Here is a 26,810-nt window from a genome sequence, read left to right as displayed (position 1 = left end):
ATCAACTAACTCTATTTCAAAAACTATTACTTTTATTTTAAAAGAAAAAAGACTGTAGGCAAACTCGAAATTTCGAGTTTGTCTACAGTCTGAAAGATATGCCTTTGCATATCTTTTTTTATTTTTACTCTGGAATATAGGGTAATTCTAAGTTTTTCGGTATGTTGATGACATGAGTTTCCGTATATGATTTTAATCCTTCTTCACCATATTCTCGCCCTACCCCTGATTGTTTCACGCCGCCAAACGGAAAACGTACATCCAATCCTTGAATCGCTGCCGTATTAATCATTGTTGTACCTGCTTCTATACGACGAGCGACACGAATAGCATGCTCAACTTCTCCCCATACCGAACTTGTTAAACCGTAAATACTTTCATTATGCAATTTAATAACTTGCTCCTCATCATCAAACGGCAGAATTGGTACAGTTGGTCCGAATTGTTCCTCAACGACGATTGGGTCATGATAATCAGCACCTAAAACAAGGGTTGGTTGAAGGAAGTAGCCATTATCCATAAGTTCAGGATTTAGGATTGTTCCAAGTTTAACGATTTTTGCACCCTTCTTCTCAGCTTCACTGACTAAGCTTTGGACATATTTTACTTGGTTTTGATTATTGACAGGTCCTACTGTTACTTCAGGATGGAATGGGTCACCTACACGAATCCATTTATTTGCTGCTTCAATATATTTTTCAACGAAGGCATCATAAATGGAACGATGTACATAGACACGTTTTGCAATCATACATATCTGACCAGCTGTTAAGAAGTTCGAAATCACCATTCTGCGTAGTGCACGCTCATCATTGACATCGAAATCCTCCAGTACGATAGCGGCATCATTCCCACCTAGTTCGAGGGTCATTTTTTTAATGGTTTCTGAAGCGGCTTTCATAATGCTCTTCGCCGTTTTTGTACCACCAGTAAAGGCAATTTTCGCTACCTTTTCATTAGAAGTAAGTTCTACCCCAACTTCGGCTTCCCCATGTACAAGGTTTAATACACCAGGAGGGAATTCATCCGAAATGATTTCACATACACGACTTACAGCAAGAGGAGCAAATGGACTTGGTTTTAACACCATCGTATTTCCTGTTAATAATGCCGGTGCTATCTTAATAGTAGATAATGAAATGGGATAGTTCCAAGGCGTAATGGCAGAAACCACACCAATTGGATCGTGGGTAATAATTGTTCGACCATTATCATGTTCTTTTTCTTCAGGAGCCACAACATTTTTTACATGATCACAAGCAAATTCCATCCACATTAAAGAAACAGCTATTTCTCCATGAGCATCATATAGCGCCTTCCCATGTTCACGAGATAATAATTCAGCAATCTCTTCTGTAGAGTCTTTAATTTTTTGAATTGCCTTTTTCATTCTAGCAATGCGATCATCTACATCACTCCATGCCCAACTTTTAAATGCTTCATACGCCGCATCGATGGCTTGGATTGTTTCTTCTTTACTATTAATAGGAGCATAACCAACAATTTGATCCGGATGCGTTGGGTTTTCACGAGGTAATTTATTCTCTGTTTCAATTTTTTCACCATTTATAATTGAATGTATTGTAATTGGTTCTGTAGTCATTGTTATCCCTCCAAGTTTTTTAACCAAATTCAGTATGCTATTGAGGGTAGTAGAATATTCTTCATAATCGAAATCAAATCAAACGACGAAAGTTCAATTGAAAGCTTTATTAGAATGAACAGAAGAACAACTAGAGAAACAGGGTGTGAATCTACCTAAGAAGTTTTAACAAAAAAGGACGGCGCTAGAGGCAACCGTCCTTGCAAATATGTGAATGCTTGTATATCAACTGAACAAACTAACTTAAAGGTTTATTTTGAAGGCGTTCAATTTCGTGAATACGACGTTGATTTTTTTCTTCAAGATGTTCAAGTTCTTCAGGCCCTGCAAATTCCTTACTAACCTCAGCTACACGCATATTATCTTTAATATTTTTAATCATATCTTCTTTAGGGACATAATCTTTTGTCACATTGGGTTTTGATGGATTTTGTTTTGCCATTTCAAAAGCCTCCTATACAATTTGGTTTCAGTATAGTTTGCTTTTCTTGGCGGATATTATACTTTGAGGATTGCATCATAAAGCACGTGTAAAAACATATAAAATCCTAAGTTACTTTAATTAGACTTTTTTATCCCCTTCAGTATCAGTTTGATCTAAGTGGAGATAGGATTCTTTTTCTTTTATATTTAACTTTTCATCATTTTCATTTCCTTCAATTAAATCTTTAACATTGGTTTTTTCGACTTTATCTTGAATATTTTTGGATGTTTTTTCTTGAACGTTTTTGAGAATGCTTTCTAAATCCTTCATATATTCCTTTAAATTCTGTATATCCCTTTTTAATTGTTCATTTTGTTCATGTAGTTTATTTTTTTCATCAATATCATCTGTTTCTTGTGCTTTTCTAATATTATCTTGAACTTGTTCTTCTTTTTCCTTAGTTTGTTTACTTTGATACTTACGAAATTCATTTTTTATTGTAACAAAAATAAATTCAATTATTTCTTTAGCAAATAGAGTAAATATCTTTTTACATACAGGCCATACAATTTCTACGATTTTTTTTATGATGGTATCTTTAAACAAGAAATAATACCTCCCCGGCTTAGTTTATTATCAAAGGAAGATTATTTCCTAAAAACTAACCATTATTCTTATATTTCGAATTTTTCTTCCTAGGAAGTTCAACTAGTCTACTGAATGTTGCTCATAAACTAAGAACTTTTTACTCTTTGCCGCGCATAATGAGGCCAAAAATCATACTTCACAGGGTGAATTGATTTAAAAAAATAAAGAGCCATCCACTAAAGGGACAGCTCTCATTACAATCATCAAATCGTATTTTTCATATTGGCGTACATCGTTTTAACGGACTCGTCAATTTCGTCTCGTGACATTCTCATAGCAGATGCTGCACGTGCGTAACCAATTTCTGTTTTACCTTCTTCAAGTCCTTTAAATATAGCATCAGCAAATTCATCGACCGGGGTGCCGAAAGTATGAAGGCCTGCTCCCCCTAAATCGGTATTTACTGCAGGCGGTGCAATTTCGACTACCTCAATGTTCGTATCTTCGAGTTGATGACGTAAACTCATAGTAAATGAATGAACCGCTGCTTTCGTAGCAGAATAAATCGGTGCAATGGCCATTGGGGTAAACGCTAAACCGGAAGATAAATTTAGGATTGCTGCATAATCTTTTGTTGCAAAGTACCGCGCAAATAACATGGAAAAGTGAAATGGCGCCTCGACATTGGAAGCTATTTCATTACTATAATAACTCCAATCTTCTTTTGCATTCGCCTTCAGGACATGGTAGCGCTGCTGTATGCCAGCATTATTGACAATCACATTCACATCAGGATGCTCGTTTGTTACCCAATCGAACAATGCGATTCGATCAGCTTCTTTCGTCACATCACAAACTCTAGTAATTAGTTTAGGGTATTGATCCTTTGCCTCCTGAAGCTTTGTTTCTCGTCTGCCGCAGACAATCACTTTATTTCCCGCTTTAATAAATCTCTTGGCGAATGCAAAGCCAATTCCTGCAGCTCCACCTGTAATCAGTACTGTATTCCCTGTTAGTTTCATCATATCCCACTCTCTTCTTTACATATAACTAATCTAATTTTGTCTATTTAGTACTTTCATCATAACTTTCAAAATACTTTCCAAATGGGATATAAAATATTCATGTGTTGCCGCGCTTTTCACTTTCACCTTTTAATCCAACTTTACTTCAAAGACAAATGTATCCACCTCATTTGCATCAATTGTAGTGAATAGTGAAATGGGGCCTTCTGATTGATCGAACGATTGACTAAAGGATAATTTCTGTAAGTTCGTGCGTTTTGCTTCTAGCATGATTGGTGGGAGTCTTTCGCCGTTTTCAATCTCTAACATTAAGAAGGCATTTTGTAAATTTAGCTTTCCTTCAATATCGTAATAAACGACCGTTTCATCTTCTAACTGTTCAACACCTGTGACAATTAACTTGCTACCATCTGGATAGTTGAGGGTATATGGGAGTTCCGATTCCGTTAATGGGATGTTGACTTCTTTTACTTTCGAGGATTCATAAGGTCCTCCATGATTGTTATATACTTCAATCATCAACCCAGTAGGAACCTCTTCACGCCCTTGTAGTAGGATTGTATCCTTAAAGTTCACTAATCCGTTTCCTACGTCAATGACCGAACTACCAGAGCCGCCATGGAAACCGAGCGATGTGCCGTTTTCATCATAGACCGAGAATCCATAGTCAAAAATATCATCTTTTGGTACTGTACGATCGATAATAATTTGTGATTGCACCGGTGTGAATTCAACCTTTTCCACTACGAAGGCTGCATCTTCCCATGTAGCGGAAGTCATCGGAGAGAAAGTCTTTGTAGCTGCTTTCGTCTTCTCCAAATCAATCGGTAAGGTAAAGTTCCACGAGCCAGTTACGCCAGCAATTTCCTTCACTTTAAGATCTAGCACAGGTTTCTCTGATAACTCAGATTCCAACCCAATACTCATGTCAATAATTCCTTTGGCGACACCTTCATCTACACTTTGTTCAAACGTTGTCGAGTGGCTAAATTGCTCACCATCTATTAGAGCATTGTAATGTAGAGGTACTCCTCTTCCTTTTACAACACGCTCTAGCTCAACTTCTTCTGATTCAATCGTATAAGCAATGACTAAACGACCACCACCAAAGTAAGTTTCCGTTATCGTAAGGGTGATTCCTTGATCTGTTACCGTCTGATTTAATGTAGAAGCTAGGTCTTGTTCATCGATGATTGTTAATGAACGATCCTCGGAATTACTAAAAATTGAACCAATGATTGGCACTTCTTTCAGCATTTGCGCCATCGTTGGGGAGATAAAACCTGAACCAATGACACCAAAGCTAATGACTGCAGCAGCAACAAGTGACTTTGCGACTAAGCGTTTCTTTTTAGGCTTCGTTCGCACCATACGTTCGTTTGTCGGAGTAGCTGTTTCGGGTAGATTATTTAATACATCATCAATTCCTTTTGAAAAGAAGTCTGGCACCTGTTCCTTGTTTTTTCCCCAGGCACGAAGTTGTTCTTCCACTTTTTTATTCATGAATTAATCTCCCCTCTGCATGGTTATTTAAAAGACCGCCCAATTTCGTTCTTGCTCTATTTAAACGTGATTTCACCGTTCCACTTGCAATATCTAAAATCGTCGCAATTTCCTTAATGGAAAGATCCTCATAATAATATAAAGTAATGACTGTGCGAAGGTCAGGTTCTAGACAATTAATGGCTGATTGCACATCAACAATCGCATCTGTCTGTTCACTTACAGTAGTAGGTTCAAGATAATCATCCATTTGGACAATTCTCGTTTGAACTTTGCGGATTTTATTGCATTCGTTAATTAGAATTCTCGTAATCCATGTTTTAAAGTATTTTGGTTCGCGAAGTTGAGAGATATTTGTATAGGCATTTAAAATCGTTTCTTGTACGGCATCTAAACATTCGGAATCCGATATAAGAATCGCTTTCGATACTTTATAAAGCGACGCTTCCATGCTTTTGATGAGCTGGACAAACGCATCTTTGTCCCCTTGTTGCGCACGTCTTACTAATCGTTCATCATTCAAACTCTAGTCCTCCTTTTCTTTTGACATTTATTAGAGCAATTTATTGTCCACTTGGTTCACAAGAATTTAAATATTTTTACAAAACTTTACTTTTGGATGAATTATGTGCTAATAAAGCTTTTAATAAATTTCTGGCAAGAGCGTAGAGAGGCGCAGTTTAGTGCAAAGCCAAAAATGCCAAAATAAAAAAGCTAAGAGAAAGATCTCCTAGCTTTTGATTATTATTTTATTTATTGTATTTATCAAGAGCAATTGGCGCATATTAGCAATCGTGATTGCAGGCCGCTGATTCTTATGAATTCTCTAACTCGTCCACGATTGCTCCGGCTTCTTCTAATTCATTGTCTCTAACTAACGTCGCCCACTGAGCAACTTTTTCTAAGCATGGCATTTACAATATTTCAATATATCCTTCTGTTCCATGCACACGAATTCGCTGTCCATCTTTTATTAAGTTAGTTGCATTTTCAACCCCAACCACAGCTGGTAAACCATATTCTCGTGCGATTACTGCTCCATGCGTCATGAGCCCACCTACTTCAGTGACGAGGCCTTTTATGGAGACAAACAATGGTGTCCAACTAGGGTCAGTAAAGGCAGTGACTAAAATATCTCCATCTTCTAGATTAGCTTCTTCTAGTTTTGAAATAACCCGTGCGCGTCCCTCGATTACACCAGAAGAAACAGGTAGACCTACAATCGCTTCGGCTGGGAGATGCTCTCGTTTGTACACACCTGTAAGGATTTCCCCATCAGACGTGATGACACGTGGAGTAGTTAGTTTCTCATATAATTTGAACTCGTCTTTTCGTTTGCGAAGGATTTGATGATCTAACTTTTTAGTACGTGCGACTTCATGAAGTTCTTCAAAAGTGAAATAATAGATATCTTCCAGATCCTGTAAGACACCCACTTGAACTAATCTGTGGGCTTCTTTTAGTAAAGCCTGTTTATATATGAAGTAACGATGAATCATGCCGTATTTCGGATATTCGCGATAACCGCTGAAATTCCGAATGATATCGATTCGCTCTTTTGTTTCTTTTGCTTTTTGTTCACCATCTGGCAATTGCTTTAACCGCAATAATATTTCTTGTTCTTTTTCTAATGCTTTCGTGCGCCCTTGTTCAAATTTCAGTTTACCCGCATTCGGTTCAAAGTTTTTGATATTCCCCAAAATGACAGGAATGAGTGTCGTTGGCTTTTCGCTCCAACGGGTTTTTGTCATATCAATTTCACCGCTACATCGCATTCCATATTTATTGAGAAAAGCAATAATAGCTTTTTGCGTTTCCCTTCCACCACCAAACTGCCCGAGTTGATCTAAAAAATTTTCTTCTTTTACATGCTCTAAATATTCGATTACTTCCGGATAAGGACGAATCACATCGGCGACATCCAAAAGGGCTAACCCCATTTCCGACGTAATATTGTTTGGAACAGATTGAGAAAGGATGTCTGCCACGTTTTTCTCACCTAACCACTCATAGATTTTGTCATTAATCCATGTGGAAGCCCCCATAGTAGCCATGATCACACTGGAACTTTTAGGGTTAAATAAAATCTTTTTTAGTTCTTGGAGATCTTCTAGGATAAAATCAAATAAATCCGTTCCAGATTTTGTTTCGATGTTCTGTTTTAAATCTTCAATGGATTTTTCGCTATTCTGAATCAACTCAGTAACGATATCCGGATTGGTTTCAATCTGAACCGGTCCCCCTAAAGATGCCGGAACCTTTTGGGGCGTGCTCGGCTTTTCCTCATCAGCAGGAAGCAATTTGATAAAATCACCACGATCAATAACAGTCATAAGTGCGTCTTTCATGAGCGGATCGTGTTGCCCCATAGTTTTTAACAACATTTCTCTAGTTACAGGTGATGAAAGATGTTGCGTCACATCGACAAACAGCCTTCCACCCGCCTTACGCATAGGTGCAGGAGTCGTTAATAGGAAAAAGGATAATCCTAATGGTTTCATCGCATCTGTCATCATCTGTTGATGACCAACCGATATATAGACGTGATTTTCCCCATCCCCTGCTTCCGGTATTGGGAAAAGAGTCGTGATCGGTCGACTTTGGACAATGTAAAATGTATCATTCACTAAACACCATTCGATATCTTGCGGGCGACCAAAGTATGCTTCAATTTGTCTTCCAATACTAGCTAGCTGTAAGATTTGTTCGTCCGTAAGTGTTTGGTTTTTTTGTAGATTCGAAGCGATTTCCTTTGTTTCTGTCCCGCCTTCTTTTAGCCCGTAGATTGCCAATTTTTTAGTAGCGATCATCTTGTCGACGATTTCCTCTTCTTGCACTTTATAGCAATCGGCAGATACTAAGCCTGAAACCAAGGCTTCTCCAAGTCCAAAGCTCGCATCAATGGAGAGTAACTTCCGGTTTGAAGTAATGGGATCAGCCGTAAACAAAATCCCTGAAGCTTGCGGGAAAACCATTCGTTGAACGATTACAGCTAACTGAACCTCACGATGGTCAAAACCGTTTTGAATTCGATAAATGACAGCGCGGTCTGTAAACAAGGAAGCCCAACATTTGCTGATATGCTTCAAGATGGCTTCTTTTCCGATGATATTTAAATAGGTGTCTTGTTGACCAGCAAACGAGGCATGCGGTAAATCTTCAGCTGTGGCACTAGAACGCACGGCATAAGCATGTTCTTCGCCAAACTGAGAGAGTTCATGAGCAACTGCTGTCACTAGTTCAGAAGGAAGTTCAACTTCTAAAATGACTTGTCGTATCTTGTTGCTAATTTCAGCAATCCGGTATTGATCCTCTACTTTTAGCAGTGCGAGTCCGTCCAATAACGTTTGAAAGGTTTCGTTTTGTTCGAGGGCTTTTTGGAATCCCACGGTCGTTACACAAAATCCTTCTGGGACATGGATTCCTTGGATTTTTGATAATTCTCCTAGATTGATTCCTTTTCCGCCAACAAGCAAAGTCTGCGTTTGATCCATTTCTTGAAAACTGACAACGAATGAACTCACTCTACATCTCCCCTAACCTATAATGTTCTATGATTTTAGCAGTCGTACACGAGAACTAACAGTCTATAATGAAGATTTTTTATATGCTATAATTAATATAGGGAGAGGTGCACAAGGATTGATTTGTGCCCTATTTTTGCGTTATTTAGGTTATAGAGGGAATTTCCCTGTTAGATACGGGATCGAGGTTGATTCTGGGTAATGTAAGGGAAACTTCCTCCGCTATTTTGCTTATTTTCAGGGGTATTTTCTAATTAAGGGAATATTTTTCCGTTAATTATAGTAGCAGCCCTTTTTTCAGGTGATATAAGGGAACATTTTTCCGTTATACTTAATAAAATGCCGCTATTTCCGTGTTTTTCAGGTCAATAAGGGAATTTTCTTCCTCTATTTAAACTATTTTCAGGATCATTTTCGAAATAGGGGAATATTTTTCCGTTAATTATAGAATCAGGTCTTTTTTCAGGTGATATAAGGGAACATTTTTCCGTTATGCTTAATAAAATGCCGCTATTTCCGTGTTTTTCAGGTCAATAAGGGAATTTTCTTCCTCTATTTAAACTATTTTCAGGATCATTTTCGAAATAGGGGAATATTTTTCCGTTAATTATAGTAGCAGCCCTTTTTTCAGGTGATATAAGGGAACATTTTTCCGTTATACTTAATAAAATGCCGCTATTTCCGTGTTTTTCAGGTCAATAAGGGAATTTTCTTCCGCTATTTAAACTATTTTCAGGATCATTTTCGAAATAAGGGAATATTTTTCCGTTAAATAGATTTGTTGCTTGTTATATTTTATAACCCTAAAATAAAAAAGCTAAGAGAATCTTCTCCTAGCTTACCTTTTCGTTAGTCGAGCAACCCCTTCATACTCCTTCGTCACTCTCACACGCTTACGGTTATATCCCAAGCGATTCTTTTAATACGTTTGTTAAATACTCCACATCTGTTATTTTTTTATTACATTCACTGCTGTCGATGCAAATAAGATTGCCGATTGACTTGTAATAGTCCGGGTTATTGGTTTTTTTCGCTTTTGTTACCGTAGAAAAATAGGCAACTTCGTTCATGCTGTTACAGAAGGAACAAATATTTTTTTTACTCGTTGCTGCCATTTCACACTCAATGCCGACCATTTTTCCTTCTAGCTCATATACAATAAATTTTTTATTATATCTGGAGTCTTTCCAGCTTAAATAAGTGATCTGACTAAGGTCAATATTCGATAAATCAGGCAGTTTGAGTTTTTTATGTTTCGGAAAGATTTTCTTTAGTTGTTGCTCCGTGATGTTAGGAAATGGTCGTAAATAGTTCGATAGATGTTGGATATATTGGTCATACTCTTTATCTGATTTCAATTTGGATAGATCGAATAGTTTTTGTTGTTCCGCTGACGCTTCTGGAAAAAGATCGAATATTTTCGCATTCGCTAAGTCGATTGAAGCTGCTAAAACATTTGGGGGAACATTCTTTCTGATACAATCCTTTATTAAAGCAATTTGTTTATTAATAAAATTGAACTGCTCGTTTTTAATAAATTTTTCGATCATACATATTTCTCCAATCATTTTTGCTCTTACCCTTATTGTAATCAACACAGCAAACAAAAGAATTGGATAAAATGATTTATAAATGTTTTTTACATAAAAACAGCACTGATAAAAAGCTCCACCAGTGCTGTTCGCTTACTTTTTATGCGAATAGACAATTTTCTTAATGGTTTCAGTTGAAAGGAAATATTCCTCGGCTAGTTGTTGGATACTACTGCCGCTTTTAAAATCATTTCTAATCTTGTCATTGCGACGGTCAAGTATCCCTCTCCCACCACTTGAGGTTCCCCATTTCATATAATCCGTTTCCGGCTTGGGAATGTAAAGCGTTGCCCCTTGGACATACTTTTGGATTTCTTCTAATAGCTTTTCAGGTAAAACCTTGTTTGCATTGATATATTTCATTTTGCTCGCTCCTTATTTGATTTAAATAAATAAGGTGCAAAGCCATATATTAGAAAAGCTTGTTTAGCGATAAAGTTTCCCGTTTCGCCCCATGCAAAGTATCGCCTCTCTAATAATAGGCTTTGCATGAGTGGAAGAAGTACCGGATAGTCTTGAATGATTATCCAACTGTAAGCACCCCCTTTAATTGAATTATATCTAAATTAAAGCTTAGTTGAAATCATCTCGACCTGATTATTTTATGTTAAATTTTTGAAATAGAATAGTACAGGCAGACCCAAACCTTTGCAATTTTATGTGAAGCGCATCACAAAGGACAGGCACCCATTTTGTATACACTACATACTATAATTCGGAATACTAAAGTAAAGGTGTGAAATTTTGTTTTATCATATTAAAGAGTTGCAATATCAAGCAAAACCGGAAAGACCCGATCCACTATTCGCTAAACAATTACAAGAAGTGTTAGGTGGTCAATTCGGGGAAATTTCCGTTGCTCTACAATATTTGTTCCAAGGCTGGAGTGTCCGTGGAAACGGTAAATATAAAGATTTGTTAATGGATACAGGAACTGAAGAATTAGCCCATATCGAAATGCTTGCTACGATGATTGCTAGATTGTTAGAAGGTGCCCCTGTTGGTGACTTAGAGGTTGCAGCAAAAGACCCAATTATTGGTGCAATACTTGGTGGGATGAATCCTCAGCATGCGATCGTGTCAGGACTTGGGGCATTACCTGCAGATAGTGTTGGCAATCGTTGGACAGCCGATTATATCATTGCAAGTGGTAACTTACTTGCTGACTTCAGAGCAAATTTAAATGCTGAATCTCAAGGTAGATTACAAGCTGTTCGACTATACGAAGCCACTACAGACCGTGGCGTTAAAGATATGCTTGCATGGTTAATCGCAAGGGATACAATGCATCAAAATCAATGGATTGCAGCGATTAAAGAGTTAGAGGAAAAAGAAAACGTGGTCGTGCCAAGCACATTCCCACGCGAGCTAGAAAAGCGTGAGGTATCCCATGTTTTATTTAATTTCTCTCGAGGTGAAGAAAGCGCTACAGGTAGATGGGCAAGTGGACCAAGCATGGATGGCGAAGGTGATTTCCAATATGTCCAAAAACCTCTCCCACTAGCCAAAAAACCGGTCTTAAAACCTGCCCCTCCTTATATACACGATACATTACCATCTGTCATTAAAGGGGATATGCTTCCCCCTAATATTTGTTAATTCCTTCTTAGCAAGGATTCCTTCTAAAGCAAAAACCCATCATTCGGCCAAACAAAATGATGGGTTTTCCCTTTAATCTACCTTCAAAACGATCTTCCCAATATTTCGGTTACTCTCCATATGTTCATGGGCTTGTTGAATTTGATTAAGCGGATATACACAATCAATAATCGGTCGAAGCTTGTTATGACGGAAAAGTTCCTTTGTTTTAGAGAAAAAATCAGTTGTCAGTTCCGCTTTGTATTCATCACTTCTTGGAGTGAGCAGTGTTCCTGTTAGTTGGATTCGTTTTAACATAAGATCCATTAAATTTAACTTTTCTATTACGGCCCCACCTAAAATTCCAATCAGCACCCAGCGGCCATCTACTTTGATACTAGCGTAATTTTTATCCCAATAGGATGAACCGACAAAATCAAGAATCAAGTCCACCCCTTGATTGTTTGTCTCCTTCAACACTTCCTCGTCAAAGTTTTGTTCCTTATAGTTAATACAAACATCCGCTCCTAATGAACGGCAAACTTCCAATTTCTCATTGGAGCCAGCTGTTGTAATGACCTTGGCTTGACCTAATTGTTTGGCAAGCTGAATTGCTGCAGTTCCAACGCCACTTCCACCAGCATGAATTAACACGGTTTCACCAGCCTGTAATTGACCAATCCAAAATAGTGTTTGATACGCAGTCAAAAATACTTCCGGAATGGCTGCTGCTTCTTCAAATGAAAGGTTTTCTGGTATTTCGATCGCTCGATCATCCGGCATCACGACGTATTCTGCATAACCGCCGCCATTGACAAGTCCCATCACCCGTGTGCCAACTGATGTTTTTGTACCTGCCCCAGCACTTTCAACAATCCCAGCCACTTCAACACCTAAAATAGGATTTTTCAAGTACCCCGAACTTTTTTGTCTATTGACGATATCCGTACGATTCACAGCCGCCGCCATTACTTTGATTAATAATTCTCCATCTTTTGGAGTTGGTTTTTCATAGTCCACCACTTGCAATTGGTCGGCGCCACCTGGTTGTTTTACCTTAATCGCTTTCATTTATAAACCTCCTTCTTTGGAAATTGTTTTTCCTTTTTTGCTCTTTGAGGTATGATTATTTATTAGTTGTGTCATAAAAGGTTGAAGCGATTGAAAATACACAAGCTCCATTACGTATTGTATGTATTAATCCCCGTGTTTTAGAAAGGCTCACTTCCATTCACGATTAAAAAGGTCTAATCAAAAAAGCGTGTTAGCAGCAACGGAGAATCCCAAGTAACAAAACTCCACTTTAATCCCAATTTCATATACAGGATTTTATGCATTATCCTATACAAATCCCGTTTTAACGAGCAAAAATACAACCATTTTTCCCCAGTTTACATAAAAAATAAAAAAATTATAAATTTTTTATAAACGATTATTCATCCTATTTTCAAGTGGGCATTTTCTTCATTTTTATTTTTTGAATATAAAATAAATTGCGAATCAATACTTTGAATTGTAACTAGTCTTAAACATCCTCAATTCCATATTTATCAACCATTAAATCCATTTTCTCCTACTAAAATTTCACATACAAAATAAATAAAATACAATCTTAAAATTATTTCATTAAAGTGACAGGATGTGAATTTCCCACATAAAATATATCTCAATAAATGAAATTGATGGTAAAAATTATCAATAAAATATTCATTCTATTTTGTATACAAAAAACCAAGTGAAATACAATGAAACACTCAAAGAAATCTCCTAATATTCCTTATATATCAGCATCTATGAACATCCTAATGTTTCATTTTATCCTAACGAAATAAACAGAAAATGTATTAATATGCAAATTTTTATCGAGTTGATTCATCACTTACTTTGACTTTATACTAGGGGAGAAAATTTTGAAAATTCAAAGGGGATATTCAAATGATGCGAAAAGAAATTTCAATTATCGGGGTACCAATGGACCTTGGGCAAACTAGAAGAGGCGTGGACATGGGACCAAGCGCTATCCGTTATGCAGGTGTGAGCGAAAGACTTGAATCCCTTAACTATGTAGTTCATGACGAAGGTGATATTCGAGTTGAGATTAAAGAAAGAGCACAATCCGATACAGAAAGTAATTTGAAAAACTTGAAAGCGGTTGCAGATGGCAATGAAAAGCTAGGCCAAAAAGTAGATGAAGCCATTCGTTCTAATCGATTTCCTTTAGTTTTAGGTGGAGATCATAGTATTGCGATTGGAACATTAGCTGGTGTATCGAAACATTACAAGAACCTAGGAGTCATCTGGTATGATGCGCACGGTGATTTAAATACGGCGGAAACTTCACCATCTGGAAATATCCATGGGATGCCATTAGCGGTGAGCTTAGGAATCGGGCACCCTACCCTAACAAATATCGGCGGGTATTGTCCAAAAGTTAAACCTGAGAACATTGTCATCATCGGAGCTCGCTCTTTAGACGAGGGAGAAAGAATACTAATTAAAGAAAAAGGCATTAAAGTCTATACGATGCATGAAGTTGACCGACTTGGTATGACAAAAGTTATGGAAGAAACGATTAGTTATTTAAAGGAACGTACAGATGGTGTACACTTATCGCTTGACCTAGATGGCTTAGATCCAGAGGCAGCACCGGGAGTAGGTACGCCTGTTGCAGGAGGTCTTAGTTACCGCGAAAGCCATTTAGCTATGGAGATGCTATCTGAATCCAACATTATTACATCTGCGGAATTCGTAGAGATTAACCCAATATTAGACGAAAAAAATAAAACAGCGGATGTTGCGGTTGCCCTAATGAGCTCATTATTAGGAGACACATTACTTTAATAACAGTAAAGCGATCTTAAAATATAAGCTAAAAGGGGTGTTGCAAAATGGGAGCATTGGAGAACCAATCACACGAATTAAAGCGTAGTATGAAAGCAAGACATTTGTTTATGATTTCACTTGGAGGTTGTATCGGTACAGGGTTCTTCCTAGGCTCAGGTTATACGATTCAGCAAGCTGGACCAACTGGCGCTATTCTCTCCTACTTAGTAGGTGGACTGATTATGTATTTAACGATGCTATGTCTTGGTGAACTCTCTGTCGCCATGCCTGTCTCTGGTTCATTCCAAGTATACACAACGAAGTTTATTAGTCCGGCCATTGGTTTTTCTGTCGGTTGGCTTTATTGGTTAGGATGGGCAGTAACGGTTGCCCTTGAGTTTTTGGCTGCAGGTCAGCTTATGCAAAGATGGTTTCCTACCTCACCTATTTGGATGTGGTGTTTGATTTTTGCTTCTTCACTCTTTCTATTAAATGCCTTATCCACTAGGGCATTTGCAGAATCAGAGTTTTTGTTTTCAAGCATTAAAGTGTTAGCCATACTGATCTTTATCGTACTTGGTGGCTCTGCTATGTTCGGGCTTATTGACATGAACAATGAACAGAATGCCCCTCTGTTCTCTAATTATTTTGCTGAAGGTCTCTTCCCGAATGGCGTAACAGCACTGCTGATCACGATGATTACGGTTAATTTTTCTTTTCAAGGTACAGAATTAATTGGGATTGCTGCTGGAGAAAGTGAAAATCCAGAAAAGACAATTCCTAAGTCGATTAAGCAAACCGTTTGGCGTACACTTTTCTTCTTTGTTTTATCTGTTTTCATACTTGCCGGGCTGATTCCAATGAATCAAGCAGGAGTTGTGGAAAGTCCATTTGTTGTCGTTTTAGAAAATATAGGAATTCCTTACGCTGCTGATTTGATGAATTTCGTAATTCTGACAGCACTATTATCGGTGGCCAATTCTGGAATTTATGCAGCGACACGAATGCTTTACTCGCTTTCTCAACAAGGAATGGCAAGCCCTAAACTAGGTAAAGTGAATAAACGAGGCGTACCTATGAATGCTCTGCTTATTACTTTTGCAATTGCTGGCTTATCCCTACTTTCAAGTGTAATCGCTGCAGAAACGGTATTCCTTTGGTTAATTTCCCTTGCAGGTTTAGGAGCACAAATTGGATGGATTGCCATTACAGCTTCACATCTTGCATTTAGAAGAAGATTTATCCGTGAAGGTGGAAAAGTGGAAGATCTAAAATTCAAAGCCCCACTTTATCCGTTCCTTCCGATGGTCGCATTATTAGCAAACTGTATTGTAATGGGCAGTTTAGCATTCGATCCAACGCAGCGAATAGCACTTTATTGTGGTGGCGCGTTCTTTATCGGTTGCTACGGCGTTTATCATTTCAAGGTAAAGAAAAAACAGCAGCCGGATATAGAGGAACAAGAAATCCAATTAGTATCCGATAAAAAAATGGTCTTTTAATTTTTGTAGTATCTATTTGAGTTTATAAAATATTTTTTATAGCCCCCCACTCAAATAGTATAAAACCCCTACCCCCTTCTTTTATGAATGGGCGTAGGGGTTTACTGTTGTATTAAGGATTTCTTAAGTTCTGAATATTATTTTAACGATAGGGTTCTCATGCTTTACAATTTGAAATTAATTAGCGTTAGCCACATTCCAGAAACCGCGGCCTACCACTGTAAGCCGCGCAAAGTTTCCAGAAAGTTTAGAAGGACAAATTTTAAGTGAGCGGTCCTTACACAAAGCACATAGACAAGTCGAAAAGCCATGTTTCAACATGGCTTTGCGGCTTGTGTGCTTAGACCGCTCTTACCGGACTCTTAATCAGAATTAATTGATAGAATTAATTTTTAGCAAGTTCTTCTATATATAAAGGTGGCAAGTGCTTTTATCGTATAAATAGATAGTGTGTCACTACATAAAAAAAGGAAAGTACTCTGCATAACACAGAACACTTTCCTTTTTAATTTAAGTGGTTATTTTATTTTCTTTCTTTACCCATTGAATGGAATAATTGAATTGAAGAAATTGCGTTAAATGGCATTTCTAAATTGTGTTTAATGCTTTCTTCATAAGTAGCTTTTAAGTCTTTTTGTAATACTGCTAATGCTGTATCTGCAGTCCACTCAGAAACATCTGACCAGTTTCGTGCTACCCAGCTATCGCCTGTACTTACTTGTAATAATTTAATAATTTCATCTTGTGGTAATCCGTAATGAGCACCTAATTTTAAACCTTCTGCAAGAGCGTTCATATTGATACCTAAAATCATGTTGTTTACTAATTTAGCCACTTGGCTGTTACCTGCTTCAGCACCATAGTAGAATGTGTTTGAACCCATAGCATCGAAGTAAGGAGCAAAACCTTTAACGATTTCTTCAGCACCTGAAGTCATGATGGATAAAGTACCGGCTTGAGCACCTGAAGCACCACCAGAAACTGCAGCACTGATTAATTTTAATCCACTTTCAGATTCTACTCTAGCGCCTAATTCATTCATTGCATCAGGAGAAAGTGTACTCATCACGATTACAGTTTTACCAGCAGTGTTTTCTGCAGATAGAATACCGTTTTCACCAAAAATAACGTCTACGTTTTGTGCATAGTCACGAACCATTGAGATTACTGCTTCGTCAGCTAGTTCTGCCACTTCTTTCACAGTATTTACCATTGTAAATCCTGCAGCTTCTGCTTTTTCATAAACACCTTTCCAAGCGTCGAAACCAATTACTTCAAATCCTGCCTTTTTAAGGTTTGCTGCCATTGGGAATCCCATTGTTCCTAGTCCGATAAATCCGATTTTTTTAGCCATTTCTAATTCCTCCAATTTTTATAAATCTATTTGCGATTACTTATCTACGGAAACAAATCCATCACTATGAATGGAGCAATACTCTTTATACATAAAAACTGTCCTAATGGAAGTTTTGATGCCAATTACTTATAAGACATTTAAATTATGCTAAGCCCATTACTGCCATAATTACGACAATTGCCATTGCAACCCAGTGCGTTACACAGACAGCGATGAAACCATTTCTGAATGATTCTTTCATTGTTAAACCTGTGATTTTGTTGAAGATTAATAAGAATCCTGAATAAGGAACAATTGAAAGTGAAACCGAACCGATTGCAACTGCACGGTGAATTGTTTCTGGGTCCAAGCCTAGTTCTAAATAGTACGGTACAAAGTTTGCAATCGAAATACCGATCGCCCCTACAGCAGATGCTGTAATACCACCGATTAAACCAGTACCTACCATTAATGAAAGAACTGGTGGTCCAGGGATCGATTGAATTAATGAGAATATACCCTTGAACGCTGGTACACCAGTCGCGATACTACCAAATGCGATTGTACTACCAGTTGTAATTGTTGAACCAACTGATTCATTAGCACCTAGACTAAGCAATTCTTTTTGATCTTTAATTTGTTTGCGGAAGAAAATTGCACTTAAAACAATGGCAAGAATTAACGCAATATAGATGATATAAGGTACATCTGTAAAGATTAAGATGGTTGCTAATAAAACTAAGATTGGTAAGAAACTGATAAAGAATCCTGGAAGTTCACGGTTCTCTTCCTTGCCTGTTTCAATTTCTGCAAATCGTGATTCAAACACTTCATTTTTACTTAGGCTGCGGTTTAACACTATTTTCATAAATACTAAGATGAAAATAATAGCAGCAATCGTTGTAACGATACCGATTAATGCTCCAGCTGTTAGTGAAGTACCTAACGCATTTGATGGTACAATGTTATGCATCGATGGAGCACCTGGTAACATCGTCATTGTAAATGTTGATGTACCACCGAAAATTGGAATGATTACTAATTTCCAAGAGATATTTAATTGTTGGAAAATAGGTCTTGCCATTGGTACTAAGGCAAAAATAATAACGAATACGTTAATACCACCGTAAGTTAAAACTGCAGAGATAATAAATAATGCTACCAACGCGTTATATGGATTTTTCGTCCCTACAATCGACAGAATCTTGTTGGCAATCGAAACCGTCGCGCCACCCATATCCATATATTTCGCTAATATTGATCCTAATAAGAAGATTGCAAAGTTCGATGCAACAAACCCTGCAAGGTATGTCATGTACGAACTTTCTTTACCGAATACAGTCGCTAATATGTCAACATCGTTAAATAACAACACGACGATTGTGGCAATTGGTGCAGCAACGATAATATTAAACTTTTTAACTATAAATAGGATGACTGTCAGAATCCCTAACAGAATCCCCAAAATACCTAATATATCCACTTCTTTTCACCTCTTATTCTCTAGTTGTTTCTGGATATAAATTGTTACCCTGAATACATACCTTTTCCAAGCAATTCCTTACTTATAGGAATATACTTTGAAATTGAGTATTACAAATCAGTAAATCTCTAATTCGAGGTACCATTGAATTTTTCGCTTAAGTTATTCAATGTTTTTAACTCGAAACTATTTAGTTTGGATTCCCATTAGAATCGCCAAAGTCAGAGTTCAGAGTTATTCACCAACATCTTTCCTAACTCCTCTTTCAATTTAAAACTGTTCGAAATTTCCTCCAATTGTAAATTTCTACTCTTTCTCGACATTTAACACTATTTGGTAGCGCTTTATCTCTCCTTCGTGTTAATCCTTTGGGATTGTGATTTGTTTAACAAAGCTACTATAACGCAAAGTTCATATATTCGTAAAATATATATTATTCATAGTATGTATTCCTTTTTTTCATATTTTAAAGTAAAGAAGTCATAAACTAAAATTAATGATTAATAAAATGACTCTTTTGAAAGTAGATGGTTGTACATCTAAAAGTAGAATGATTAAAATGAATGAAGCAAACACAAGATATCTATATTTTTCATAGATTGGAGATTAAATTTATGGATATACATCACCTTACTTACTTTATTGAAGTAGCCAAATATAAGAGTTTTACGAAAGCTTCTCAATCCCTACACTTGTCACAATCTACAATTAGTAAAGTAGTGAAAGGTTTGGAAGAAGAGTTAAATGTAGAACTGATTGACCGCTCCGCAAAGCAAATTGAATTAACCGAAGCAGGTGAAATCGTTTTTGCTGAAGGAGAAATTATAATGGAATCGTTAAATGATTTATCGACCCACCTATATGATTTAATGAACTTAAAAAAAGGAAAAATTAAAATCGGTATACCGCCAATCATTGGGTTTTTATTTTTCCCAAAAATTATTAAAGGTTTCAATAACCTGTACCCTGATATTAAAATTAAAATTTCCGAAGATGATTCAAGAAAGGTTATACAAGATGTTAAAGAAGGAACATTAGATCTTGGCGTGGTCATGCTACCGGTGGATGAGAAGGAATTTGATATTGTTCCCTTTGTTACTGATGAACTGTCGCTATTCGTCCACACTTCTCATCCATTAGCGCAGAGGGATCAAGTGGAAATAAAAGAATTAGAAAATGAATCATTTATTTTATTTAATAAAAGTTTTGCTATTCATGACATCATTATTCAAGAATGCCTAAGAGCTGGTTTTCGTCCGGAAATTGCTTACGAGAGTTCCCAGTGGGACATGATTAGAGGAATGATTAACGAGAACTTGGGAATTTCCATTTTCCCAAAGCCCATTGCAAATATAGTCGATCACAAGTTTATCAAGGCGATTCAAATTGTGAATCCAACTTTTCCTTGGAATTTAGGATTTATATCAAAGAAAAAGAAATACGCTTCACCAGCAGTTCGTGAATTTATCCAATATATCTCAAACATAACGCCTCCTAATTATGAATAATACGAATATATATAATAGTATATATGTATTTTACGAATAATCCTTATAGCGTTATATTTATTTCCGACAAAACAAATAGTTTTTAGGAGGAATAAAAATAATGGCAGAAGTAGATCGTTATCAAAGAGGATTAGATATTATAAAAAAATATTCTTTAGAAGGAAATGATGAAATTTCATCTGTACAACAACTTCGAGAAGCCTATAGAAGCCTTGCACCAGATTTAGAAGATCTTATTGTTTCATTTGGTTTTGGAGATATTTATTCACGTGAAGGGTTAACGGATAAAGAACGTACGATCGCAACACTTTCGGGTCTTACAACTTTAGGTACAGAGCCACAATTGGAATTGCATATCAACAACGGACTTAATATTGGCTTAACTCCAAAGCAAGTTGTTGGTGCAATTGTGCACATGCTTCCCTATGCAGGGTTCCCGCGTGTTTTAAACGCTCTTGGTGTCGTTAAACAAGTATTTGCTCAGCGAAATGTTACAATTAACGATTAAAAAAAATGCAGAGTAGAATGACTAGCCGTCATAATAGGGGCAATTATGGTAAACCATATCTATTATAAATGAATTCGAAAACGCTGCGGCTATCTTAGTCACAGAACGTTTTCGAGTTATTTTTTTATAATGACCTATTTTGATAATGTAGTTTTATCAGAGGAGAAGGTCTTTCTTACAAAGCGAAGCGCTCGTTTTAATCCACTATCCTTTTGCCATTAATATAATAATTAGGCTCTGAGAATGGAATAAATACGACCTCTACTTCTTCCACTCCAGTTGACAGAATATGTTCGGTAACTGATTTTGCGAAGCGATCGCGAGTTTCTCGCCCACGTTCAAACCACTTTACTTCTATTAGCGGAAAGGAAGGGATCTCTTCTCCGTCAAATACAAATGTGGAATGGGGCACTTCGAACGTAAAATTATCTGTCCCGCATTCACAAATTTCTGCGAGTTCCCTTACTAATGGCTTGCTGATTCTTTTCATTTCTTCAATTGAAATTCCTCGAACTACTAAATGTGGCATTTACATTCCCTCCATGATGGTTCAATATTTTTTAGCTTTCTATTAATTGTACCTTTTATTAGTAGGCGATTCCTACACGCGTTCTAATAAAATCGTTATTTGTTATTTGGCTTAATGTAAATTCTGCTGTATCTGGCACAGAAATTTTAACCCCATTCTCCGGTAAGAAATTACGTTCGATACGATAGTTTCCTTCTCTTTCCCCATCTGGCAAATACGTAGGACAGACAATCGTCCATTCGAGGTTTGATTGTTGAAGCAGATTATAGACTTTATGATGTTCTTCGGCGGCACGGGTGATTTTACGTTTCGATTCACTTGATTGATAACGCAAAATATCTGGGCTCACTCGACTTTGGAGAATTCCGGCAGTCCCTACTGTAATGATTCTTTTAATTCCTTCGTTTCCCATCGCTTCGATTATAAGTGGCATACTTTCTGATAGAGTATTTCCTCCATCGGTATTGAGTGCACTAATCACCACATCCATTCCGCGCATTGCACGAGCAATCTCCTCTTTATTTAAAACATTTCCTTGAAGAATCGTTAAGTTTTCATGTTTTATTTGAAGCTTTTCTGGCGTGCGAACTAGCGCAGTCACCTGATGCTTGTCCTGAAGTGCAAAAGAAACGATGTGACGCCCAACTCGTCCTGTTCCCCCTAAAATTAAAATATTCATGAGAACCTCTCCCCTTTCTATCGAAGTGCCAACGTATGAATTCGTTGAACTATATGAATTCACTAAAATCTATTTCTATTGTATAGAACAAATAAACCCCTGTCCTATTTTTAAGACAGGGGTTAATAGATTTTGTTTCATTTATGATAAAACATGTGCTGCCTATTAGAGAGCTAGCCACTTCGTACTCAATTGGCTCAAAGTTATTGTTGTATAATTTGTAGATAGTTACCACATGTATCATCGAAGATTGCTAATGTGACGCCACCCGCTTCTTTCGGCTCCACCGCAAAGTTCACTCCTAGTTTTAATAACCTTTCGTACTCTTTGTTGACATCTTCGACACCAAACATCGTTACTGGTATGCCATCTTCATATAATCTCTTTTGATATTCCTCGGCAGCTGGATGATTATTTGGTTCGAGTATCAGCTCGGTACCGTCTGGATGATTAGGTGAAACAAGGGCAATCCATCTAAATTCTCCGACAGGTACATCGTGTTTTATTGCAAAGCCTAGTGTTTCAGTATAAAACTTTAGTGCCTTTTCTTGGTCGTTTACGAATATGCTCGTAACAATGATTTTCATATGGTTTTGTCTCCTTTTCTATTTGAAGTGTATGACGCTCCGCTACAATTTGGGCCATGTAGAGAATCGATACGTTTACATTCCCTACACCTATCATGCCATTTACTGACGATTATTAATACCAATTGAACTTAAGGGACAGAGGGGACAGGTACACTGTCCCATTTAATGGGACGAGGTACCTGTCCCCTACGTCCCATTAATTAATGCAAGATTAATTGAATTGAGTCATATAGTTGTAATTATACAGAAGCTATAGAAAAGTTGGAGGTTTCTTATGAACAGAACAAAAAAGTCCTACATCAATGCAGTACTTTTGGTGATTACTTTGATTATCAACTTTATGGGCGCTATTGGCTTAATTAATGGAAATTCACAAAAAGAGGTTTCAGATCGATACTTTACTTTAATCACACCAGCACCGATTACTTTTAGTATTTGGAGTGTTATCTATCCGCTCTTGATCATTTCACTTATTGTGATGATCGTAAAGAAAAATGATTCGTACTATCAGAAAGCTGTCGATGAAATTAGCGAGCTATTCTGGATTTCTTGCCTGATGAACATAGCGTGGATTATCAGTTTTTCTTACCTTCAAATCGGAAGCTCGGTAATCTTTATTTTGTTGCTCTTAATCACACTGTTACTTATTCTTCAGAGAGTTACGAAGATACACGATGGAAAACGCTTTTTACTGCCATTAACATTTGGATTATATGGAGGCTGGCTTTTTATTGCCACAATAGTGAACATTGCTGCGTGGTTAGTCAAAATAGAATGGAACGGCTTTGGAATTCCTAATATGATTTGGGCAATCTCCATTCTTATAATCGCGGTATCTTTAGTCTATACGATCCTTTCGACTAACAAGAATGCTGTATTTCCTTTACCGGTAGCTTGGGCTTACCTTGGAATCTATCTGTCTCTTAGATCACTTAACTATAAAGGAGAATATGACATTCTTCAGTTCGTTTCCCTTGCCGGTATGGTCGTATTAATTGGTATGGCAGCAATTCAATTCTATCGAAACAAGTATTCTATATTGCCATAGGGACAGGTACACTGTCCCATTCTTTTGGGACAAGGTACCTGTCCCCCATGTCCCTGTCCAATTTTCTGATTGAGAAAATTGGCTTTTTTGGTGCAATTAAATCTGGAATTTTAGAACTTATACTTTTAACCAAATAGTGCAAAATATAATGAACTATAAATATAAGAAGGGATTTAATCGATGATGGATTTAAATTTAATTTGGCAAACAATTCTTATTTTCATTGTAGGGACTATTTTTTTAAGAATCGGTGGAAGAAAAACGATATCTCAAATGACGATTCCTCAAACGGTGATGATGATTGCCCTTGGTACGTTACTAATCCAACCCGTTACGACTAAAGGGCTTGGGACCACTTTTGTAACTGCTGGCGTATTGGTATTAAGTTTAATTTTAACCGAGTATATTCAATTAAAATTCGACAAAGCAGAGACAACCATATCTGGTAAGGCAGTACCGGTTATTCAAAATGGCTCGTTAATGGAGAACAATTTAAAAAAGCTTAGATTGACCGTCGATAAATTAGAAGAACGATTGCGGCAAGTTGGGGTTACGAGTATTCAAGATGTACAATACGCCACTCTCGAATCTAACGGACTCTTAGGCTATACATTAAAGCCGGAAAAGCAGCCTGCCACAAAAGAGGACATTCAAAATCTGATGATGCTCATTCAAAACGGACAACTTTTAAATACGAATAACCAAACTCAACATAATATTTTCGCTGAAACGTTAAATGAAAATAGTGATGATGATTTACCGAAACATTTACAATAGCTTTGGAGGTCACCACCTGCTACTAGTGGGAGGTGGCCTTCTTCTTAGTGAAAATTAGTGCCCTTCTCTTAAAGACTGGGACAAGGAACCTGTCCCCCTGTCCCTATCAATTATTATAATATATTGAATTTTAAATATAGCAGTAATATAATCAAACAAAGAATGAAGGAGAAGAATTTGGAATAAACGCTATAATTTAAAGTACTAATCGAAGTGATGAGGATGTAAAACATGATGAAATTCAGTATTAAAGGTTTGTTTGCTCATTCAATTAAAAGTAAGTTATTAACGGTTTCGATCTTGCTACTAACTATTCCGATGATTGTTTTAGGGATATTTAGCTTTCAGAAAAGTAGTAATAGTTTAAGTGAACTTGGAGAGACGAATTTAAAGAATAGTGTTGAATACACAATTGAGTTAATGAATGTACTAAACGAACAAGTTGAAAATGGCGACCTTACCTTAGTTGAGGCGAAGGAAAAAGTAAAACTAGCAATCCTTGGTGAGAAACAACAAGATAACACAAGACCCATTAACAAAAATTTAGACTTAGGCGAAAATGGATATGTCTTTATCTCAGATAACGAAGGGAATCTCATTGCACATCCAACAAATGAAGGAAGTAACCTTTGGGATAAACAAGATAATGATGGAAAAAATTATGCACAAGAATACATAGATCACGGATTAAATGGAGGCGGATTTACATATTATTCTTACCCTCTCCCTAATAACCCTGAACAAATTGAAGAAAAGGTAACCTACTCAAAAGCTTTCGAGGATTGGGGCTTGGTTGTCGTTGCGGGTACTTACATGATCGATTTTAACGAACCTGCGAATGAAATCTTACAATTAAATTTAATCATTATCAGTATTACATTAGTCATTGGTATTTTGATTATTTGGTTCTTTGCAAATCACGTTTCTAACCCAATAAAAAAAGTAACAGAACAAATGTCATATATAGCAGATGGCGACTTAACACGTCATCAACTTGAAATCAGCTCTAAAGATGAAACTGGACAGTTGGCGAATGGCATCAATCATCTGCAAGATAAATTAAAAAATATGGTTCAAAATATTTCTCAAGCATCCCAATTGATTACAGGACATAGTGAGGAACTAACGCAATCTGCAAATGAAGTGAAAACTGGTGCTGAACAGGTTGCGAGAACGATGGAGGAAATTGCTTCAGGTACAGAATCACAAGCAAGTCACGCAGCTGATCTTTCCTCCGCTATGGGAACATATGTGGAGAAAGTAGAAGAAGCCAATGAAAATGGCGAAAGAATCCACCAGTCATCCCATGAGGTTTTACAATTAACTGAAGGCGGTTCGAAACTAATGATGCAATCGATTGAACAGATGGCAAATATTGACCGAATTGTCCAAGACTCTGTTCAAAAGGTTCAACAATTAGATGTTCAGTCGGGGGAAATTTCAAAATTAGTAACTGTCATCCGAGAAGTTGCAGAACAAACAAACCTTTTAGCCTTGAATGCAGCAATTGAAGCCGCTCGTGCTGGTGAACACGGACGAGGCTTTTCAGTGGTAGCAAAGGAAGTGAAAAAGCTCGCGGAACAAGTAGCAAGTTCGGTTTCGGAGATTACGCATATCGTTAAAACAATTCAATCAGATTCTTCGGAAGTGGCCATCTCCTTACAAACAGGCTACAAAGAAGTAGAAAAAGGAACGAGCCAACTTAAAACAACTGGCGAAACATTTGAGAAAATTAGTGATTCTGTACAAGTAATGGTTGAAAATATACAAACGGTTAGTGAAAGTTTAATGATGATTCAATCAACTAGCCAGGAAATGAATTCATCCATAGAGGAAATTGCTTCGATTTCACAAGAATCTGCAGCAGGTGTGGAACAAACATCGGCCTCTTCTCAGCAAACAAGCAGCTCAATGGAAGAAGTAGCGGCGAGTTCTGAGGAGCTTGAAAAATTGGCTGTAGAGTTAAATCATTTAATCCAACAATTTAAGCTTTCTTAGATACAGATTTAAATGGGATACTACGACTTCATGTGCAAGCGTAGTATCCTTTTTATATTTCCCGTAACTCCCCCTCCCAATATTGAATAAAAAATAGTTACAAGAGAAACTCTATCATCTTAACTAAGATCAGCATTGCTACAGGCTTATTTTTGGGACAAGGGACCTGTCCCCTCGTCCCTCTTGACGAAT

23 protein-coding genes are annotated in these 26,810 nt (G+C 37.1%); 8 read left to right on the top strand and 15 right to left on the bottom strand.

All coding sequences use genetic code 11. From position 1 onward, the window contains the following. Positions 1 to 124: 124 nt before the first annotated feature. From JOD29_RS12175 to JOD29_RS12135, 9 genes are all read right to left on the bottom strand, one after another. Positions 125 to 1,603 carry an aldehyde dehydrogenase family protein gene (locus JOD29_RS12175; RefSeq protein WP_124765350.1) on the bottom strand — a complete coding sequence of 493 codons (1,479 nt, stop codon included), beginning with the start codon at positions 1,601 to 1,603 and terminating at the stop codon, positions 125 to 127. Between the two features lie 238 nt (positions 1,604 to 1,841). Beyond that, the gene (locus JOD29_RS12170; RefSeq protein ID WP_124765348.1) at positions 1,842 to 2,045 is read right to left on the bottom strand and encodes a small acid-soluble spore protein Tlp; all 204 of its coding nucleotides are present in this window, start codon (positions 2,043 to 2,045) and stop codon (positions 1,842 to 1,844) included. A 120-nt stretch (positions 2,046 to 2,165) separates the two neighbouring features. Further along, on the bottom strand, positions 2,166 to 2,633 hold the full coding sequence (locus JOD29_RS12165) for a hypothetical protein (protein WP_124765346.1): 468 nt from the start codon (positions 2,631 to 2,633) through the stop codon (positions 2,166 to 2,168). A 245-nt stretch (positions 2,634 to 2,878) separates the two neighbouring features. Next, entirely contained in the window at positions 2,879 to 3,637 is a 759-nt protein-coding gene (locus tag JOD29_RS12160; RefSeq protein ID WP_124765369.1) for an SDR family oxidoreductase, read from the bottom strand. Between the two features lie 132 nt (positions 3,638 to 3,769). Next, positions 3,770 to 5,143 (bottom strand): DUF4179 domain-containing protein, encoded by a 1,374-nt coding sequence (locus JOD29_RS12155; RefSeq protein ID WP_124765344.1) that lies wholly within the window; start codon positions 5,141 to 5,143, stop codon positions 3,770 to 3,772. Then, on the bottom strand, positions 5,136 to 5,666 hold the full coding sequence (locus JOD29_RS12150; RefSeq protein ID WP_239585693.1) for a sigma-70 family RNA polymerase sigma factor: 531 nt from the start codon (positions 5,664 to 5,666) through the stop codon (positions 5,136 to 5,138). The genes JOD29_RS12155 and JOD29_RS12150 overlap by 8 nt, the downstream gene beginning before the upstream one ends. A 391-nt stretch (positions 5,667 to 6,057) precedes the next feature. Further along, complete coding sequence (gene ppsA / locus JOD29_RS12145) at positions 6,058 to 8,637, bottom strand: phosphoenolpyruvate synthase (protein ID WP_239585696.1); 2,580 nt, start codon at positions 8,635 to 8,637, stop codon at positions 6,058 to 6,060. A 929-nt stretch (positions 8,638 to 9,566) separates the two neighbouring features. Beyond that, complete coding sequence (locus JOD29_RS12140) at positions 9,567 to 10,217, bottom strand: FusB/FusC family EF-G-binding protein (protein ID WP_124765340.1); 651 nt, start codon at positions 10,215 to 10,217, stop codon at positions 9,567 to 9,569. Positions 10,218 to 10,352: 135 nt separating this feature from the next. Further along, positions 10,353 to 10,622, bottom strand: coding sequence for a CD3324 family protein (locus JOD29_RS12135; RefSeq protein ID WP_124765338.1), 270 nt, complete (start codon positions 10,620 to 10,622; stop codon positions 10,353 to 10,355). A 381-nt stretch (positions 10,623 to 11,003) separates the two neighbouring features. On the opposite strand from JOD29_RS12135, the gene JOD29_RS12130 reads away from it, so the two are divergent. After that, entirely contained in the window at positions 11,004 to 11,858 is an 855-nt protein-coding gene (locus JOD29_RS12130; protein WP_124765336.1) for a manganese catalase, read from the top strand. A gap of 72 nt (positions 11,859 to 11,930) precedes the next feature. On the opposite strand, the gene JOD29_RS12125 is transcribed toward JOD29_RS12130, so the two are convergent. Continuing rightward, the gene (locus JOD29_RS12125) at positions 11,931 to 12,908 is read right to left on the bottom strand and encodes an NAD(P)H-quinone oxidoreductase (protein ID WP_124765334.1); all 978 of its coding nucleotides are present in this window, start codon (positions 12,906 to 12,908) and stop codon (positions 11,931 to 11,933) included. 867 nt (positions 12,909 to 13,775) lie between these two features. On the opposite strand from JOD29_RS12125, the gene rocF reads away from it, so the two are divergent. Both rocF and JOD29_RS12115 read left to right on the top strand, forming a co-directional pair. Further along, positions 13,776 to 14,678, top strand: coding sequence for an arginase (gene rocF, locus JOD29_RS12120; RefSeq protein WP_192894230.1), 903 nt, complete (start codon positions 13,776 to 13,778; stop codon positions 14,676 to 14,678). A 47-nt stretch (positions 14,679 to 14,725) separates the two neighbouring features. Then, a complete protein-coding gene (locus tag JOD29_RS12115; RefSeq protein ID WP_124765330.1) occupies positions 14,726 to 16,162 on the top strand; it encodes an amino acid permease in 1,437 nt (478 codons plus the stop codon). 523 nt (positions 16,163 to 16,685) lie between these two features. On the opposite strand, the gene JOD29_RS12110 is transcribed toward JOD29_RS12115, so the two are convergent. Then, positions 16,686 to 17,516 (bottom strand): NAD(P)-dependent oxidoreductase, encoded by an 831-nt coding sequence (locus tag JOD29_RS12110; protein ID WP_124765328.1) that lies wholly within the window; start codon positions 17,514 to 17,516, stop codon positions 16,686 to 16,688. Positions 17,517 to 17,661: 145 nt separating this feature from the next. Then, positions 17,662 to 18,981, bottom strand: a complete 1,320-nt coding sequence (locus JOD29_RS12105; RefSeq protein ID WP_124765326.1) for a GntP family permease — start codon at positions 18,979 to 18,981, stop codon at positions 17,662 to 17,664. Between the two features lie 614 nt (positions 18,982 to 19,595). On the opposite strand from JOD29_RS12105, the gene JOD29_RS12100 reads away from it, so the two are divergent. Together JOD29_RS12100 and JOD29_RS12095 are read left to right on the top strand one after the other, a co-directional pair. Continuing rightward, complete coding sequence (locus JOD29_RS12100) at positions 19,596 to 20,489, top strand: LysR family transcriptional regulator (protein ID WP_124765324.1); 894 nt, start codon at positions 19,596 to 19,598, stop codon at positions 20,487 to 20,489. A 100-nt stretch (positions 20,490 to 20,589) separates the two neighbouring features. Next, positions 20,590 to 20,997 (top strand): carboxymuconolactone decarboxylase family protein, encoded by a 408-nt coding sequence (locus tag JOD29_RS12095; protein WP_124765322.1) that lies wholly within the window; start codon positions 20,590 to 20,592, stop codon positions 20,995 to 20,997. A gap of 196 nt (positions 20,998 to 21,193) precedes the next feature. Here JOD29_RS12095 and JOD29_RS12090 read toward each other — a convergent pair whose 3' ends face one another. From JOD29_RS12090 to JOD29_RS12080, 3 genes are all read right to left on the bottom strand, one after another. Then, positions 21,194 to 21,526 carry a DUF1904 family protein gene (locus JOD29_RS12090; protein ID WP_124765320.1) on the bottom strand — a complete coding sequence of 111 codons (333 nt, stop codon included), beginning with the start codon at positions 21,524 to 21,526 and terminating at the stop codon, positions 21,194 to 21,196. A 58-nt stretch (positions 21,527 to 21,584) separates the two neighbouring features. Continuing rightward, on the bottom strand, positions 21,585 to 22,205 hold the full coding sequence (locus tag JOD29_RS12085; RefSeq protein ID WP_124765318.1) for an NAD(P)-dependent oxidoreductase: 621 nt from the start codon (positions 22,203 to 22,205) through the stop codon (positions 21,585 to 21,587). A gap of 203 nt (positions 22,206 to 22,408) precedes the next feature. After that, positions 22,409 to 22,792 (bottom strand): VOC family protein, encoded by a 384-nt coding sequence (locus JOD29_RS12080; protein ID WP_124765316.1) that lies wholly within the window; start codon positions 22,790 to 22,792, stop codon positions 22,409 to 22,411. 319 nt (positions 22,793 to 23,111) lie between these two features. Here JOD29_RS12080 and JOD29_RS12075 point away from each other — a divergent pair, with 319 nt between their 5' ends. The 3 genes from JOD29_RS12075 to JOD29_RS12065 all read left to right on the top strand — a co-directional run bounded on the left by JOD29_RS12075 (position 23,112) and on the right by JOD29_RS12065 (position 26,618). Next, on the top strand, positions 23,112 to 23,843 hold the full coding sequence (locus JOD29_RS12075) for a tryptophan-rich sensory protein (RefSeq protein ID WP_205101676.1): 732 nt from the start codon (positions 23,112 to 23,114) through the stop codon (positions 23,841 to 23,843). Positions 23,844 to 24,026: 183 nt separating this feature from the next. Next, complete coding sequence (locus JOD29_RS12070; protein ID WP_124765365.1) at positions 24,027 to 24,620, top strand: DUF421 domain-containing protein; 594 nt, start codon at positions 24,027 to 24,029, stop codon at positions 24,618 to 24,620. A 231-nt stretch (positions 24,621 to 24,851) separates the two neighbouring features. Then, positions 24,852 to 26,618, top strand: a complete 1,767-nt coding sequence (locus JOD29_RS12065; protein ID WP_124765312.1) for a methyl-accepting chemotaxis protein — start codon at positions 24,852 to 24,854, stop codon at positions 26,616 to 26,618. The last annotated feature ends 192 nt before the right edge of the window (positions 26,619 to 26,810 follow it).

This window comes from Lysinibacillus composti, assembly GCF_016908465.1.
GTDB classification, from domain to species: Bacteria; Bacillota; Bacilli; order Bacillales_A; family Planococcaceae; genus Ureibacillus; species Ureibacillus composti_A.
The sequence above is the reverse complement of the archived record's forward strand: the minus strand, read 5'-3'. Positions and strand labels throughout refer to the sequence as shown.